The following is a 15,828-nucleotide window of genomic DNA, read 5'->3' on the forward strand; positions in this document are numbered from 1 at the left end:
CGCCGACGCCCCCGCCGTCACAGCAGCCCCCCTCCGGCGCGCGGGGGGGGCGGGCGCGGGGGGCGGGGGGGGGCCCGGGCCCGGGGGGGGGGGGGGCCCCCCCGGCGCGCCCCCCCCCCCCCCCTTCGGCGTGGCGGATCAGCGGCGGGTCAGCGGCCGATCAGCGGGTAGTGGTCGGAGAGGTTGGTGTAGGTGTAGGACGTGCCCCAGCTGGAGACCGTCCAGGGCGCCGACTCCTCCTTCACCACGTTGTTCTCCCAGTTCGCCGGGCGGGCGTTGCCCTTGCGGTAGAGCACGTAGTCCAGGTCCTCGCGCGGGTCGGTCGGGTAGCGGTAGTTCGCTATCGAGTTCAGCGCGGTGTCGAAGGAGTACGGGTGCCCCGTGCGGGTGTCGGAGGCCGCCAGGTCGGCGTTGGCCAGCATGGAGGCGAGCTCCGGGGTGCGCGAGTCCACGTTCATGTCGCCCGCCACGATGACCTGTTCGGCCGCCGGGATGTTCTTGGCGTCCAGGAAGGCGTCGATGTTCCGGAACTGCCGGGCGCGCATCTCGGCCGCCTCGCCCGCGTCGCAGCCGGGATCGGTGGACTGGGCGTGCGTGCCGACCACGTGGACCCTGGCGCCGTTCACGTTCAGCACGACGTAGGCGAAGCCCTTGTTGGACCACCAGTCGGCCCCGCAGGCGTCCTTGTAGACCACCTGCTCCTTGCGCACGATCGGCCACTTGCTGAGGATCGTGACGCCGCCGTCCTCCGGGGTGGTGGAGGAGTACGCGCCGCCCGTGGCGTCCCAGCCGCTCTTGCTGCGGCCCACGACGGGGGTCTGGTACGGGTACTGCGCGGCCGCGTTGGCCTTCAGCGCGTCGGAGGCGCCGTTGTCGAAGGCCTCCTGGAGGACGACCACGTCGTGGCCCTGGAACCAGGAGGCCTTGGGGATCTCCGCCGCCCGGTGGTCCTGGCCCCAGTTGGGGTACAGGTTCTTGCTCATCAGGAACGTGTTGTACGACAGGACGCCGAGCCGAGGCGCGGTCGCGGCGCCCTCGGCCGCGGTGGCGGCCGGAGCCGTGGTCGCGACGAGCGATCCGACGGCGATCGCGGCGACGGCCGCGGCGGCGGCACGGGCCCTGCGGGGCTGGATCTGGGGCATGGAGGTTCCCTCGTTCCTGTGGGGGAAGATCGGCTCCGCCATCCAAGCAGCCAGGGTTACTTAGGGGTAACACCTGTGACACGGGTTTCTGGACGCAGTCGTACTTCTTGGGTGTCCACCGGCTCCGGCCGGTGCCGGTGGACACCCTGCATACTGGGAGAACGGCAGGTCGACACCCTGGGGGCACGCGGATGGGCACGCGCACGGACAGCAAGCGGAGCGACCCTGAGCCCCCGCCGCCCGGGGGAGTGCTCTGGACCATCGCCGGAGACGTCCGCGCGCTGCTGATGCTGCCCGCCGCCTTCACGATGCAGGTCGCCCACCCCGCCATCGGCGCCGGGGTCGACGAGCACTCCGTCTTCCGCACCGACCCCTGGGGCCGCGGCGAGCGCTCCCTGCGCTCCGTCCAGCTGTGGGTGTACGGCGGGGCCGACGCCGCCGCCGAAGGGCGCCGGGTGCGCCGCCTGCACAAGGAGATCCAGGGCACCGACACCCGGGGGCGCCGCTACCACTCCCTCCACCCGGCCTGCTACGCCTGGGTGCACGCCACCGGCTTCCCGGTCTACCTCCACGCCGGGCGCTACCTGCTGCGCCCCTTCACGCCGGCGCAGGAGCGTCAGCTCTACCGCGAGTGGCTCCAGGTCGGCCGCATCCTCGGACTGCACGACCGGGACATGCCGCAGAGCATCGAGGAGTACTGGCCGTACTACCACCGCATGCTCGCCGAGGAGATCGAGCCCACCAAGGTCGCCCGCGAGCTCCTCGCCACCGACACGCCCCTGCCCCGCCCCGCCGGCGGCCCGCTGCCGGTCCGGATCCTGCTGCGGCTCGCCTGGCCCGTCCTGCGGGCCGCCTTCCTGCACTTCCGGGCCTTCGTCACCGCCGGCTACATGCCGCCCGAGGCCCGCGCCGCCCTCGGCCTGGAGTGGACCCCGGCCCAGGAACGCCGCCTGCGCCGCTTCAGCACGGCCCTGCGGCTGCTCGTACCGCTCCTGCCGGAGCGGCTGCGCTACCTGCCGATCGCCCGCGCCGCCCGGGCGCGGCAGCGCGCCGCCGCCTCCCGGGGGGCGGCGGCGCGCGGAGCCGCGTAGAGCCGTGGATCAGTGGCCGTCGTGGACCGTGTTGGTCTCGGCGATCTTCTTCCAGGACTTCGGCTCGGCCGCCGGCTTGGGGGCCGGTGCCCGCAGGGTGCTGGTGCCCGGAGCCGGGGCCGGCAGCTTCTTCGCCGTGTTCAGCGCCGAGGCGGCCGGCTTGCCCGGGGTGTAGAGCCAGGTCTCGAAGAGCTGCGCGAGCGGCTGGTTGGAGATCTTCTCCGCGTAGCGGACGAAGTCGCCGACCTTGGCGTTGCCGTAGGCGCGCTCGGTCGGCCAGCCCTTCAGGATCTGGAAGAACTTCTCGTCGCCGACCTTGTTGCGCAGCGCCTGGATCGCGATCGCGCCGCGGTCGTAGACGGCCCCGTGGAACTGGTTCTCCGGACCCGGGTCACCCGGCTTGACCTGCCAGAACGGGTCCTCGGCCGGCCGCTGTGCGTACGCCCAGTCGGCGAGCTCCTGCGCGGTGCCCTCGCCCTCCTTCTCCGACCACAGCCACTGGCTGTAGCGGGCGAAGCCCTCGTTGACCCAGATTTCCTTCCAGCCGTCGACGGAGACGCTGTCCCCGTACCACTGGTGGGCCAGCTCGTGCACGACCACGGACACGTTCGCACCGCTCGCGAACTGCCTGGGGCTGTAGAACGGCCGGGTCTGCGTCTCCAGCGCGAACCCGCTGGGCACGTTCGGCACGTACCCGCCGAGCGCGTTGAAGGGGTACGGCCCGAAGACCCCCTCCAGCCACTCCGCGACCTCGCCTGTCCGCTCGATGCTGGCGCGCGCCGCACCCGCGTTGTCGCCGAGGTCCTGGCTGTAGGCGTTCAGGATCGGCAGCCCGCTCGCCGTCTTGTCGGTGGTGATGTCGAACTTGCCGATGGCCAGGGTGGAGAGGTACGTGGCCTGCGGCTTGTTCGAGCGCCAGTTGTACCGGGTCCAGCCCAGGCGCGAACTCTGCGACTGCAGCACGCCGTTGCTGATCGCCTGGGTGCCGTCGGGCACGTTCACCGACACGTCGAAGGTGGCCTTGTCGAGCGGGTGGTCGTTGCTCGGGAACCACCAGGCGGCCGAGTCGGGTTCCTGCGCGGCGACTCCGCCGTCCGGGGTGCGCTGCCAGGCCGACCAGCCGTCGACCTTGAACTCCGAGGGCTTGCCCGCGTACTTGACGACCACGCTCGACTGCTTGCCCCGCTGGAGCGGGGAGGCCGGGGTGATCTCCAGCTCCGAGACGCCGGACTTGGCGAACTTCGCCTTGACCCCGTTGACCCGGATCTCGCTGACGTCCAGACCGAAGTCGAGGTTGAAGCGGGACAGGTCCTGCTTGGCGGTGGTGAGCAGGGTGGCGGTGCCCTCCAGCAGGTCCGTCTTCGGCTGGTACTGGAGGCGCAGGTCGTAGTGGGAGACCTCGTACCCGCCGTTGCCGCTGGCCGGGTAGTAAGGATCGCCGATACCCGGTGCGCCCGGAACGGAACTCGCCGCCGACGCCGGGATCACCAGCAGAAGGGAGGCGGCGAGCACGCTCGGAGCGATGACTTTGCGGTGCACCTTGAACTCCAAAGGGGTAGGGGAGTGGCTTCCGTTCGACCGTATTCACGCCCGGGACCCCACGTCAGGTCCATGGCCCCTCCTGTCACACGATCGCCACGCGTCTGAAAAACGCCCGTGCGGAACACGCCCGCCCCGGCCCACCGGCCCGCCCCGCCCCGGCCCGCACCGGCATCCCGCGCACCGCCCCCGGCCTGCGCGGACCGATGTCCGGATCTGCGGTCCGGCCGTCATTGCCCGCGCCCGGACGGCGTCCTAGCGTTGCCGATGCGGCCCCGCGTCGGCCGCAACCCCACCGCACCTTCGTGAGAACGGCACCCTTATGGCTACGACCACCCTGCGTCAGCTCAACGGCTTCGACGAGACCCCCGCGACCTTCGAGGACGCGGTCCTGGTCCTGGTCGACTACCAGAACACCTACACCGGCGGCGTCATGGAGCTCGACGGCTGGGAACCCGCGCTGGCATCCGCCTCCCGGCTCCTCGCCCGGGCCCGCGAGGCCGGCACCCCCGTCGTCCACATCCGCGACGGCGGCTACGGCATCGACACCGAGCCGGGCACCCTCCACGCCTCCGTGGCCCCCCGGACGGGCGAGGCCGTCGTCACCAAGTCCGTCCCGAACGGCTTCCACGGGACCGATCTCCACGAGATCATCGAAGCCACCGGCCGCAAGAACCTGATCATCGCCGGGTTCATGACCAACATGTGCACCCTGTTCACCACCGAGGGCGCCTTCCTGCACGGCTACGCCCCGACCGTCGTCGCCGACGCCTCGGCGACGCGGGCGCTGGAGAGCCCGGCGGGCGCCCTGACGGCGCAGCAGATCCACCAGGCGGCCCTCGCCACGGTCACCGAGCTCTACGGGGTCGTCGTCGCCACCGGCGCCGAGCTGAAGTAGCCCCGCGCCGCGGCCCCTTCGGCCCCGCGGGGGTGGCCGGCTCCCGTGGCCCGTCCGTGCCGTCCCCCTCCTCCCCGCACCGGCAGACGCGAAGAGGGGGACGGCCTTCTCTCCATACCAAACAGTCGTTAGCCTGCGCGCATGACCCTTCCTGCGCACGCCGCCCGCAGCTGTTGGCACGGGGCGATCAACCCGTTCCACTCGACCGTCTACTTCTCGCCCGACCTCGGCAAGGAGTTCGCGGCCCTCGGGATCACCGACCGCAACGCCGTCAACCTCTCCTCCCGCTCCGCCGCCATGGGCGCCGTCGGCGCGGGCACGGTGACGTCCACCTTCTACAACTACCGCCACGACCTCGTCGCCCGGCACCTGCCCGCCGTCTGGGACACCGCCACCCCCGCACAGGTCCTCGCCGCCCGGCTGCGGGCCGTGGACACCACCCTGCGCCGGCTGCTCGGCGAGGAGACGGTCGCCGCCCCGGAGATCGCCGAGGCCGCCGGGCTGGCCATGCGCGCGTCCGAGGCCTGCACCCGGCACGCCCGTACGCTCTACTCGGCCCACGCGGACCTCCCCGTCCCCGAGGAACCGCACCTCAGGCTGTGGCACGCCACCACCCTGCTGCGCGAGCATCGCGGCGACGGACACCTGGCCGCCCTGCTCACCGTCGGCCTGGACCCCGTCGAGGCCCTGGTCAGCCACACCGCCAGCGGCCACGGCATGACCCCGAAATACCTCAAGTACATCCGCGGCTGGGAGCAGTCCGACCTGGACGCGGCCGCGGGCCGGCTCCGCGAGCGCGGACTGCTCGACTCCGACGGCGAGCTCACGCCCGAGGGAGCGGCGCTGCGCGAAGCACTGGAGACGGAGACCGACCGCCTGGACGAGGCCCCGTACGCGCACCTCGGCGCGGCCGGAGTGGCCCGGCTGGCGGAGATCGGCGGCGGTCTCACCGTGCAGGCCTTCGTCGCCGGAGCCTTCCCCGGGGACCTCATGGGCAAGGCCTGAGAGCGGACCGGGCCCGGCTCCCGACGTCCGCCGCCGCCACCTGCCACAATTGGCAGCCTTCCGACGCAGCACGCAGCAGCATCATCACGCAGCGTGCACCAGCATCACGCACACGTACGAAGGCAGGCGGGACCGCACAGTGACGATGTCCATCGAAGGCAGGATCGCCGAGGAGCTCGGCGTACGGGAGCGGCAGGTCAAGTCCGCCGTCGAGCTGCTCGACGGCGGCTCGACCGTGCCGTTCATCGCGCGCTACCGCAAGGAAGCGACCGAGATGCTCGACGACACCCAGCTGCGCACTCTGGAGGAACGGCTGCGCTACCTGCGCGAGCTGGAGGACCGGCGCGCGGCGATCCTCGACTCCGTACGCGAGCAGGGCAAGCTCGACGCCGAGCTGGAGGCCCGGATCAACGCGGCCGACACCAAGGCGCGGCTGGAGGACATCTACCTCCCCTTCAAGACCAAGCGCCGCACCAAGGCGCAGATCGCCCGCGAGGCCGGCCTCGCGCCGCTCGCCGAGGGGCTGCTGGCCGACCCGTCGGCGAAACCGGCCGTGGCGGCCGCCGCGTTCGTGGACGCGGACAAGGGCGTGGCCGACCCGGCCGCCGCCCTGGAGGGCGCCCGCGCCATCCTCACCGAGAAGTTCGGCGAGGACGCCGACCTCATCGGCGAACTGCGCGAGCGGATGTGGGGCCGCGGCCGGCTCGCCGCGAAGGTCCGCGAGGGCAAGGAGGAGGCCGGCGCCAAGTTCGCCGACTACTTCGACTTCACCGAGCCGTTCACCGCCCTCCCCTCGCACCGCGTGCTCGCCATGCTCCGCGGGGAGAAGGAGGACGTGCTCGATCTGACGCTGGAGCCGGAGGAGCCGAGCGAGGTTCCCGGGCCGTCCACGTACGAAGGCATGGTCGCGCGCCGCTTCGGGATCAACGATCGCGGCCGTCCCGGCGACAAGTGGCTCGCCGACACCGTCCGCTGGGCCTGGCGCACCAAGATCCAGGTGCACCTCGGCATCGACCTGCGCTCCCGGCTGCGCGCCGCCGCCGAGGACGAGGCGGTACGGGTCTTCGCGTCCAACCTGCGCGACCTGCTGCTCGCGGCGCCCGCCGGCACCCGGGCCACGCTCGGGCTGGACCCGGGCTTCCGCACCGGTGTGAAGGTGGCCGTGGTGGACGCCACCGGCAAGGTGGTCGCCACCGAGGTGATCTACCCGCACGTGCCCGCCAACAAGTGGGACGAGGCGCTGGCCAAGCTGGCCCGCCTCGCGAATGAGCACGCGGTCGACCTCGTCGCCATCGGCAACGGCACCGCCTCCCGGGAGACCGACAAGCTCGCCGCGGACCTCATCGCCCGCCACCCCGAGCTGAACCTCACCAAGGTGATGGTCTCGGAGGCCGGCGCCTCCGTGTACTCGGCCTCCGCCTTCGCCTCGCAGGAACTCCCCGACATGGACGTGTCGTTGCGCGGCGCGGTCTCCATCGCCCGGCGGCTGCAGGACCCGCTCGCCGAACTGGTGAAGATCGACCCGAAGTCGATCGGCGTCGGCCAGTACCAGCACGACCTGTCCGAGGTGAAGCTCTCGCGGTCCCTCGACGCCGTGGTCGAGGACTGTGTGAACGGCGTCGGCGTCGACGTCAACACCGCCTCCGCGCCGCTGCTTTCGCGCGTGTCGGGCATCAGCGGCGGACTCGCCGAGAACATCGTGGCGCACCGCGATGCCAACGGCCCCTTCCGCAACCGCAAGGGGCTCAAGGACGTGGCCCGGCTGGGCCCGAAGGCGTACGAGCAGTGCGCGGGCTTCCTGCGGATCCGCGGCGGGGACGACCCGCTGGACTCCTCCAGCGTGCACCCCGAGGCCTACCCGGTGGTCCGCACCATGGGCAAGACGGCGGGCAGCGAGGTGGCGGCCCTGATCGGCAACACCGGTGTGCTGCGCTCGCTGCGGCCGGAGCAGTTCGTCACCGAGGCCTTCGGCCTGCCGACGGTCACGGACATCCTGCGCGAGCTGGAGAAGCCGGGCCGGGACCCGCGGCCCGCGTTCAAGACGGCGACCTTCAAGGAGGGCGTCGAGAAGATCGGCGACCTGGCCCCCGGCATGATCCTGGAGGGCGTGGTCACCAATGTGGCCGCCTTCGGGGCCTTCATCGACATCGGCGTCCACCAGGACGGGCTGGCGCACGTTTCGGCGCTGTCGAAGACCTTCGTCAAGGACCCGCGCGACGTGGTGAAGCCGGGCGACATCGTCCGGGTCAAAGTCATGGACGTGGACATCCCGCGCAAGCGCATCTCGCTGACGCTGCGGCTGGAGGACGAGACGGAGCGCGGCGGCGCCGACGGCGGTGCGCCGCGCCAGCGCGAGGAGCGGGGCGAGCGGCGGGGCGGCAGCCGGCCCCCGCAGCAGCGCGGCCCCGCAGGCGGCCAGGGCGGCCAGCGTGGCCAGGGCGCCGCCGAGCGCGGCCAGGGCGGCGCGCAGGGCGGCTCCCGCGACGGGGGCAAGGGCCGCCGCCAAGGCGGTCAGGGCGGCGGCGGTCAGCGGCAGGGCGGCGGCGCTCCGGCCCCCGCCAACAGCGCGATGGCGGACGCCCTGCGGCGGGCGGGCCTCAGCGGCCCCGACGAGCGGGGCGGCCGCAAGCGCTAGCCGTTCGTGACAGTGCGTGCCGGATTGGCTGAATAGGCAACCGACATGGGGACATACCTTGCCAACTCATCCGGATGATCTGTAGGGATGACGGAACGCCCGTTCGTCTTTCGGCGAGCGGGCTTCCGTTTTCCCCCTCAGGACCGCACTCCCGAGGTCGCCTTGAAGGCTAAGGACGTCATGCCGCAGCCCACGCACACCTACCATCGTTGCCCGAGAAAGGGTCCGAAGAGGGAACACATGCGCCACCCTCAGCCCAGTCTGCGCAAACGGTGCGAGGCGATTCTCGGCCGTCTTGACTTGAGACACCCCTTCTCGCTCGACGGACTGTGCGAGCGGATCGCCGAGCAGCGGGGCCGCCCCATCCGGCTCCACCCGCTGCCCAAGGAGGCGGCGGAGTCCGGCGTGTGCGGGCTGTGGGTCGGCACCGCCGAGGTGGACTACGTGTTCTACGAGGCCCAGACCACCCCGCTGCACCGGGAGCACATCGTGCTCCACGAGATCGGCCACATCCTCTTCGGGCACCACTCCCTGGAGGCCCCGGCCGAGGACGCCCCGGGCGACGGCGGGGCGGACGGGTACGTTCCCACCGTGCTCGGGCGCACCAACTACACCACCCGCCAGGAGCGGGAGGCGGAGATGCTCGCCAGCATGATCCGCATCCGCACCGGGACCCGGGGACCGCACCTCGGCCACGGCGCCGAGGGCCGTGACACGCTCGCCCGGCTGGAGTCCGCGATGGGGTACGAGCGGCGCGGACGGGGGCCCGTCCACCGTGGCTTCTGATCTGACCGCCTTCGGCGACGGGCTCGCCGTCCCCAGTGTCGTGTGCCTCTGGATAGCCGTCCTGCTCCGCGCGCCCGGCGCCCTGCGGGCGCCGCACCAGCGGGGCCTGTGGCTCGCCGTGGCCACCGCCGCGGCCGCGATGACCCTGAACCTGCCCGACGTGGTCGACTACGCCATGGGCCGGGACCCGGCGTACGCCCACACCATCGGGCTCGTGCGCAACCTCATCGGCGTCCTCTCGGCCGGCGCCGTGCTCTACTTCGTGGCCGCCGCGACCCGGGGCCGCAAGCTCCAGATCGCCTCCGGCGCCGGCACGGTCCTGTGGCTGACCGTCCTGGTCCTCCTGGACGCGGCCGCACCCGCCCACGGCACGCACACCATCCCGCCCGCCGGCGACCCGGTGCCCTCCCTCGCGTACTGGCTGGTGCTGATCTCCGCCCACCTGATCGCCAACACCGTCTGCGTGTACGTCTGCTGGCGCTACAGCCGCCGCGCCGAGAGCCGGGGCCTCGCCGCCGGACTGCTGCTGTTCGGTCTCGGCACCGCGCTCGCCGGGGTGTTCTGGTTCGTGTACCTGCTCAAGGCGCTGTTCGGATTCTCCTGGGCGATGCCCGCGAACCCGCTGCTGATGAACGTGCACGGACTGCTCCGCGCCGCCGCGATCCTCGTGCCGACGCTGTTCACCTTCCGCCGCACGGCCGCCGACACCGCCACCGCCTGGCGGCTCTGGCCGCTCTGGCGCGACCTGGTCCACGCCGTCCCGCACGTCGCCCTCAACGAGCCGCGCGGCGGCCGGGTGCTGGAACTGCTGTGGCCACCGGTCCCGCGCAACCTGCTCGTCTACCGCAAGGTCATCGAGACCCGGGACGCCATCCTGATCCTGGGGGAGTACGTCGCCCCCGGCGTGCCCGAGCTCGCGCGCAGCCACGTGGCCGGCAGCGGAGTGCCCGAACAGCGGGCCAGCGCGGCCGCACTGGCCTGCGTACTGAAAGAGGCGCGGCAGGCGAAGCTGGCCGGGATCCCGCAACAGCGGTCCGACGAGAACGCCTTGGAGCTGCCCGCGGCCCTCCAGACCTCGGCCGAGGGCGGGGACCTGGACGGCGAGGCCCGCTTCCTCGTGGACGTGGCCCAGGCCTACGCCTCACCGGCCACGGCCGGTTTCACCGCGTGATACACGCACGACGCCCGAACAGCCAGGAAGTGAACGTCTCTTGACCACCACCGTACTCATCACAGGGGCCAGCGCCGGACTGGGCGCGGCCTTCGCCCGCGGCTTCGCCGCCAAGGGCTGCGACCTCGTCCTCGTCGCCCGCGACAAGGCCCGCCTCGAAGCCGTCGCCGCGGACCTCGCGCGGGAATTCGGCTCCGTCTGCGAGGTGTTCCCCGCCGACCTGCTCGACGCGGACGCTCTCGCAGCCGTCGCCGAGCGGCTCGCCGACCCGGCCAGGCCCGTGGACATCCTGGTCAACAACGCCGGCTTCGGACTGCCCGCGCCGTTCCCGTACAACCCGGTCGAGGACGAGGAGCGGATGCTCGACCTGCTGGTCAAGGTGCCACTCAGGCTCACCCACGCGGTGCTCCCGGGCCTGCGCGAGCGCCGCCGCGGCGCGGTGCTCAACGTCTCCTCGGTGGCCGGACTGCTGCCGACCGGGACCTACGGAGCGGCGAAGGCCTGGATCACGGCCTTCAGCGAGTCGCTGCGCGTGGACATGGAGCCGTACGGGGTCCGGGTGCTGGCGGTGGTGCCGGGATTCACCCGCACCGAGTTCCAGGAGCGCGCCGGGATGGACGTCACCACCCTGCGCGACGCGGTGTGGCTGGAGCCGGCCGACGTGGTGGCCAAGGCGCTGAAGGACCTGGCCCGGCGCCGCCCGGTGAGCATCACCGGCCGGCACTACCGGGCGTACGCCGTGGCGGTCCGCCACCTCCCGCGGGCCTTCGTGGCCCGGAAGATGGCCCGCACCCGGCGGGCCCCGGCGGACCGGACCGACGGGAGCTGAGCCGCGTCGCGGCAGCCCGGTGCGCGGCCCTGAGACAGGGTCGCGCACGTCCGGACGGGAGGGGTGGTCAGCAGTCGCCGTTGTCGTAACCTCCGTAGCCGTAGTCGTCGTCGTTGTCCCACCAGCCGCCGTGGTGCCAGCCGTTGTAGCCGTCGTCATCGTGGTCCCAGCCACCGGTGCTGTAGCTCACGTGCTGAGCCGGGGTCGCCGCAGAAGCGGTACCCGCCGTGCCGAGCGCGGCCCCGCCTGCCATCAGAAGACCGGCGGCGGAGATCGCGAAGAGACGCTTCGCTCTCAGTGCAGACATGAGAATTTCCCTTTCCTCCCACCCTCCCCGAACCTCTCCGAGGCGAGGAGGACGGAACCGCGGACCGCGTACGCGTAGGCGCAGCCCGGGATCGGATACAGGGCCGCCGAACATGCGGAAGCACGTGCCCGCCCACCCCGGCGGCGTGGAACGGCCGGCTGTGGGGGCGTGCTCCGCGGTTGCGGCTCTCACCAACAAACGCTAGTCGCGCTCCGGCGGGTCGGCATCTTGAGCGGGCTCCGGTCTAGACCTCGGTGACCTTGCCGTCCGCGACGTGCAGGCGGCGGTTCACCTGGACCGCTTCGAGCATCCTGCGGTCGTGGGTGACCAGCAGCAGGGTGCCCTCGTAGGCCTCGAGCGCGGACTCGAGCTGCTCGATCGCCGGCAGGTCGAGGTGGTTCGTCGGCTCGTCCAGCACCAGCAGGTTCACCCCGCGCCCCTGGAGCAGCGCCAGGGCCGCCCGGGTGCGCTCGCCGGGCGAGAGGGTGGCCGCAGGGCGGGTCACGTGCGCCGCCTTCAGGCCGAACTTGGCGAGCAGCGTGCGGACTTCGGCCGGTTCGGTGTCGGGTACGGCCGCGCAGAAGGCGTCGATGAGCGGCTCGTCGCCGAGGAACAGCCCACGGGCCTGGTCCACTTCGCCGACCAGCACGCCCGAGCCGAGGTTCGCGGAGCCGGTGTCCGGCGCCAGCCGGCCCAGGAGCACGGCGAGCAGGGTCGACTTTCCGGCGCCGTTGGCGCCGGTGATGGCGACCCGGTCCGCCCAGTCGATCTGCAGGCTCGCCGGCCCGAAGGCGAAGTCACCGCGCCGGACGGCGACTTCGCGCAGGGTGGCGACCACCGAGCCGGAGCGCGGGGCGGCCGCGATCTCCATGCGCAGCTCCCACTCCTTGCGGGGCTCGTCGACCACCTCGAGGCGCTCGATCGCGCGCTGCGTCTGGCGGGCCTTGGAGGCCTGCTTCTCGCTCGCGTCGGCGGCGGCCTTCCTGGCGGACTTGTCGTTGTCGGTGGCCTTGCGCTTGGAGTTCTTGACGCCCTTGTCGCTCCAGCCGCGCTGCATCGCGGCCCGGTCCTCCAGTGCGGAGCGCTTGTCGGAGTACTCGTCGTACTCCTCGCGGGCGTGGTTGCGGGCCCGCTCGCGCTCCTCCAGGTAGGCGTCGTAGCCGCCGCCGTAGAGGTTGATCTGCTGCTGGGCCAGGTCCAGTTCGAGGACCTTGGTGACGGTGCGCGTGAGGAACTCGCGGTCGTGGCTGATCACGACGGTACCGGCGCGCAGTCCCTTCACGAACTGCTCCAGGCGCTCCAGACCGTCGAGGTCCAGGTCGTTGGTGGGCTCGTCGAGCAGGAAGACGTCGTAGCGGGACAGCAGGAGCGAGGCGAGTCCGGCGCGGGCGGCCTGGCCGCCGGACAGGGCGGTCATCGGCAGGTCGAGGCCGACGGACAGGCCCAGGTCGCCGGCCACCTGCAGGGCCCGCTCGTCGAGGTCGGCCCCGCCGAGGTTCAGCCACCGGTCGAGGGCGTCCGCGTACGCGTCGTCGGAGCCGGGGGTGCCGTCCACGAGACCCTGCGTCGCCGTGTCGAGCTCGGCCTGGGCGGCTGCCACACCGGTACGGCGGGCGAGGAACTCGCGGATCGACTCGCCGGGGCGCCGCTCGGGCTCCTGGGGCAGGTGGCCGACGGCCGCGCCGGGCGGGGAGAGACGCAGGTCACCCGTCTCGGGGGTGTCCAGCCCGGCGAGCATCCGCAGCAGGGTGGACTTTCCGGCGCCGTTGACGCCGACGAGGCCGATGACGTCGCCGGGGGCGACGACGAGGTCGAGATCGGCGAAGAGCGTGCGCTCACCGTGCGCGGCGGTGAGCTTCTTGGCGACGAGGGTTGCAGTCATGATGTCCCGATCCTATCCGCGCCCCGTGCGTGCGGATCCCGGGGCCGCAGGGCAGTGGCGGCCTGCCCCGGGCTCAGGCGCCGAAGAGCCGAAGCCCCGCCCACAGGGCCGTCACCGCGGCGACGAGGGCGGGCCCGGTGGTGAGCAGGCCGAGCCGGGTGAAGTCCCCGAGCCGGACGCCCTCGTAGCCGTCCGCGTGCAGGATCCGCCGCCACAGCAGCGTGGCCAGCGACCCGGCGTAGGTCAGGTTCGGCCCGATGTTCACCCCGATCAGTACCGCCAGCACCGGCCCCGCCCCGCCGGCCGAGGCCACCGGCAGCAGGGCCAGTACGGCGGGCAGGTTGTTGATCAGGTTGGCCAGTACGGCGGCCACCGCCGCCACCCCGAGCAGCGCCGGCAGCGAATCCCCGGCCGGGGTCGCCCACTCCAGCCCGTCGCCCAGCCCGTGGTCCACGACCGCCCGTACGACGACCCCCAGCGCCAGCACGAACAGGCAGAAGGCCGGCGCCGTGGAGCCCAGGATCGCCACCGGGGTGGTCTCCCGGCGCCGCAGCGCCCGTACGGCCAGGACGAGGGCGCCCGCGAGCGCCGCCCAGGCGGGGCTGGCCCCCGCGAAGGAGGCGAGCGCGAAGCCGACCAGGGTCAGCGCGAGCACCCCGGCCGCGAACCGGGGCAGCGGCGCCCGCTCCCCGGCCTGCGGCACGTGCTCGGGGGCCGCAGCCAGGTCGCTGCGGAAGAAGCGCCGGAACACCGCGTACTCCACGCCGATCGCCGCCAGCCAGGGCAGGGTCATCAGCGCGGCGAACCGGGTGAAGGACAGCCCGCTGGCGGCGAAGGCGAGCAGATTGGTGAGGTTGGAGACCGGCAGGAGGAGCGAGGCGGAGTTCGACAGGTGCGCGGTCGCGTAGACGTGCGGGCGCGGCCTGGCCCCCAGCCGGGAGGCGGTCGCGAGCACCACCGGGGTCAACAGCACCACGGTCGCGTCCAGGCTCAGCGCGGCGGTGACCACCGAGGCGACGGCGAACACCCCGCCGAGCAGTGCCACGGGCCCCCGCCCCGCCGCCCGCCGGGCCACCGCGGCGCCGGCGGCCTCGAACAGCCCCTCGTCGGCGCAGAGCCGGGCCAGCGCCAGGATCACCGCGAGGAACCCGACCACCGGCAGCAGCTCACGGATCTGCGCCCACGCATCGGCGGGCGGTACGACGCCCAGCACGACGAGCAGCCCGGCGGCTGGCACCGCGGCCGCGGCCTCCGGCAGCCCGCGCGGGCGCAGGACGGCGAAGGCGAGCACCCCGAGGAGGAGGGCGACGGACAGGCAGGCGGCGGCGACGGGGTACAGGACGGGCTCCGGTGCGAGGGGGCGAGGGGGCGAGGCGGACGAGGGGGACGGGACGGGGGTGAGGTGGACGGGACGGGGGAGACGGACGAGAGAGGGCGGCGGGAGGGCCTGGCGGCCGCGGCGGTCCCAAGACAGGATCGCACCGGGACCGGGATGGCCGGATAGGTGGGGTGCACGTCATTGCGGCCCTCGCGCGGGGTGCCACACGATGAGGTCATGTCGTCGCGAAACGTGCTCGTCGTCCTCTACGAGGGCGTGCAGAGCCTGGATGTCACCGGGCCGATGGAGGTGTTCTCCGGCGCGGGCCGCCACCCCGGACCGGCCCGGTACGGGCTGCGCACCGTCTCGCAGGGCGGCGCCCCGGTCCGTACGAGCAGCGGCCTGCGGCTGGTCCCGGACGGGGACCTGGAGAGCGAGCGCCCGGGCGCCGGGACCACCCTGCTGGTGCCGGGAGGCCGGTACACGGGGGACTTCGCGCCGGGGATCACGGACTGGCTCCGCGCGTACGGCGGGTCCGCGGAGCGGCTGGTGTCGGTCTGCACCGGCAGCCTGCTGCTCGCCGAGGCGGGGCTGCTGGACGGACGGCGCGCGACGACCCACTGGTACGTGTGCGAGCGGATGGCCCGGGACTACCCGGCCGTCACCGTGGAACCCGACCCGATCTACGTCCGCGACGGGCCGGTGGCCACCTCGGCCGGGGTCACGGCGGGCATCGACCTCGCGCTGGCCCTGGTGGAGGAGGACCACGGACGGGAGCTGGCGCTGTCCGTCGCACGGCACCTGGTGGTCTTCCTGCGGCGGCCCGGCAACCAGGCGCAGTTCAGCGCGCAGCTCGCCGCGCAGACCGCGCAGCGGGAGCCGCTGCGCGATGTCCAGCACTGGATCACGGAGCACCCCGGGGAGGACCTGAGCGTGGAGGCCCTCGCCGCGCGGGCGGCGCTGTCGCCCCGGCACTTCGCGCGGTCCTTCCAGGCGGAGACCGGGGTGACGCCCGGTCGGTACGTGGAACAGGTGCGGGTCGAGCACGCGCGGAGGCTGCTGGAGGAGGGCGACGAGGGAATCGCCCAGATCTCCCGGGCCTGCGGCTACGGCAACCCGGAGGCCCTGCGCCGCGCCTTCGTGAAGACCCTGGGCCAGCCGCCGGCCGAGTACCGCCGCCGTTTCGGCACCACCCGCTGACCACCCACTGACCACCCACCGGCTG

The 15,828-nt window shown here is 72.9% G+C and carries 13 protein-coding genes; 8 read left to right on the forward strand and 5 right to left on the reverse strand.

Annotation, left to right across the window (positions count from 1 at the left end; genetic code table 11):
* Positions 1–149: 149 nt before the first annotated feature.
* On the reverse strand, positions 150–1,142 hold the full coding sequence (gene sph / locus ACIA8F_RS07705; RefSeq protein WP_399377357.1) for a sphingomyelin phosphodiesterase: 993 nt from the start codon (positions 1,140–1,142) through the stop codon (positions 150–152).
* Between the two features lie 191 nt (positions 1,143–1,333).
* Between sph and ACIA8F_RS07710 the strand changes: the two genes are divergently transcribed.
* Positions 1,334–2,233 carry an oxygenase MpaB family protein gene (locus ACIA8F_RS07710; protein WP_399377358.1) on the forward strand — a complete coding sequence of 300 codons (900 nt, stop codon included), beginning with the start codon at positions 1,334–1,336 and terminating at the stop codon, positions 2,231–2,233.
* A 9-nt stretch (positions 2,234–2,242) separates the two neighbouring features.
* Here the strand turns inward: ACIA8F_RS07710 and ACIA8F_RS07715 are convergent, their stop codons facing one another.
* On the reverse strand, positions 2,243–3,772 hold the full coding sequence (locus tag ACIA8F_RS07715) for a M1 family metallopeptidase (RefSeq protein WP_399377662.1): 1,530 nt from the start codon (positions 3,770–3,772) through the stop codon (positions 2,243–2,245).
* Positions 3,773–4,094: 322 nt separating this feature from the next.
* Between ACIA8F_RS07715 and ACIA8F_RS07720 the strand changes: the two genes are divergently transcribed.
* The 6 genes from ACIA8F_RS07720 to ACIA8F_RS07745 all read left to right on the forward strand — a co-directional run bounded on the left by ACIA8F_RS07720 (position 4,095) and on the right by ACIA8F_RS07745 (position 11,096).
* Complete coding sequence (locus tag ACIA8F_RS07720) at positions 4,095–4,670, forward strand: cysteine hydrolase family protein (protein WP_399377360.1); 576 nt, start codon at positions 4,095–4,097, stop codon at positions 4,668–4,670.
* A gap of 141 nt (positions 4,671–4,811) precedes the next feature.
* Entirely contained in the window at positions 4,812–5,675 is an 864-nt protein-coding gene (locus ACIA8F_RS07725) for a hypothetical protein (RefSeq protein ID WP_399377361.1), read from the forward strand.
* 139 nt (positions 5,676–5,814) lie between these two features.
* Complete coding sequence (locus ACIA8F_RS07730; protein ID WP_399377362.1) at positions 5,815–8,310, forward strand: Tex family protein; 2,496 nt, start codon at positions 5,815–5,817, stop codon at positions 8,308–8,310.
* Positions 8,311–8,610: 300 nt separating this feature from the next.
* Complete coding sequence (locus tag ACIA8F_RS07735) at positions 8,611–9,096, forward strand: hypothetical protein (RefSeq protein WP_399377363.1); 486 nt, start codon at positions 8,611–8,613, stop codon at positions 9,094–9,096.
* The gene (locus tag ACIA8F_RS07740) at positions 9,086–10,267 is read left to right on the forward strand and encodes an MAB_1171c family putative transporter (protein WP_399377364.1); all 1,182 of its coding nucleotides are present in this window, start codon (positions 9,086–9,088) and stop codon (positions 10,265–10,267) included. The genes ACIA8F_RS07735 and ACIA8F_RS07740 overlap by 11 nt, the downstream gene beginning before the upstream one ends.
* Positions 10,268–10,307: 40 nt before the next feature.
* Complete coding sequence (locus ACIA8F_RS07745) at positions 10,308–11,096, forward strand: SDR family NAD(P)-dependent oxidoreductase (RefSeq protein ID WP_399377365.1); 789 nt, start codon at positions 10,308–10,310, stop codon at positions 11,094–11,096.
* Positions 11,097–11,163: 67 nt separating this feature from the next.
* Here the strand turns inward: ACIA8F_RS07745 and ACIA8F_RS07750 are convergent, their stop codons facing one another.
* From ACIA8F_RS07750 to ACIA8F_RS07760, 3 genes are all read right to left on the reverse strand, one after another.
* The gene (locus tag ACIA8F_RS07750; RefSeq protein WP_399377366.1) at positions 11,164–11,403 is read right to left on the reverse strand and encodes a hypothetical protein; all 240 of its coding nucleotides are present in this window, start codon (positions 11,401–11,403) and stop codon (positions 11,164–11,166) included.
* A gap of 244 nt (positions 11,404–11,647) precedes the next feature.
* Positions 11,648–13,285 (reverse strand): ABC-F family ATP-binding cassette domain-containing protein, encoded by a 1,638-nt coding sequence (locus tag ACIA8F_RS07755; RefSeq protein ID WP_399377367.1) that lies wholly within the window; start codon positions 13,283–13,285, stop codon positions 11,648–11,650.
* Positions 13,286–13,358: 73 nt separating this feature from the next.
* Entirely contained in the window at positions 13,359–14,600 is a 1,242-nt protein-coding gene (locus ACIA8F_RS07760; RefSeq protein WP_399377663.1) for an SLC13 family permease, read from the reverse strand.
* A 240-nt stretch (positions 14,601–14,840) separates the two neighbouring features.
* Here ACIA8F_RS07760 and ACIA8F_RS07765 point away from each other — a divergent pair, with 240 nt between their 5' ends.
* On the forward strand, positions 14,841–15,803 hold the full coding sequence (locus ACIA8F_RS07765) for a GlxA family transcriptional regulator (RefSeq protein ID WP_399377368.1): 963 nt from the start codon (positions 14,841–14,843) through the stop codon (positions 15,801–15,803).
* Positions 15,804–15,828 lie beyond the last annotated feature (25 nt).

It is taken from the genome of Streptomyces sp. NPDC051563, from assembly GCF_044454225.1.
GTDB lineage: Bacteria > Actinomycetota > Actinomycetes > Streptomycetales > Streptomycetaceae > Streptomyces.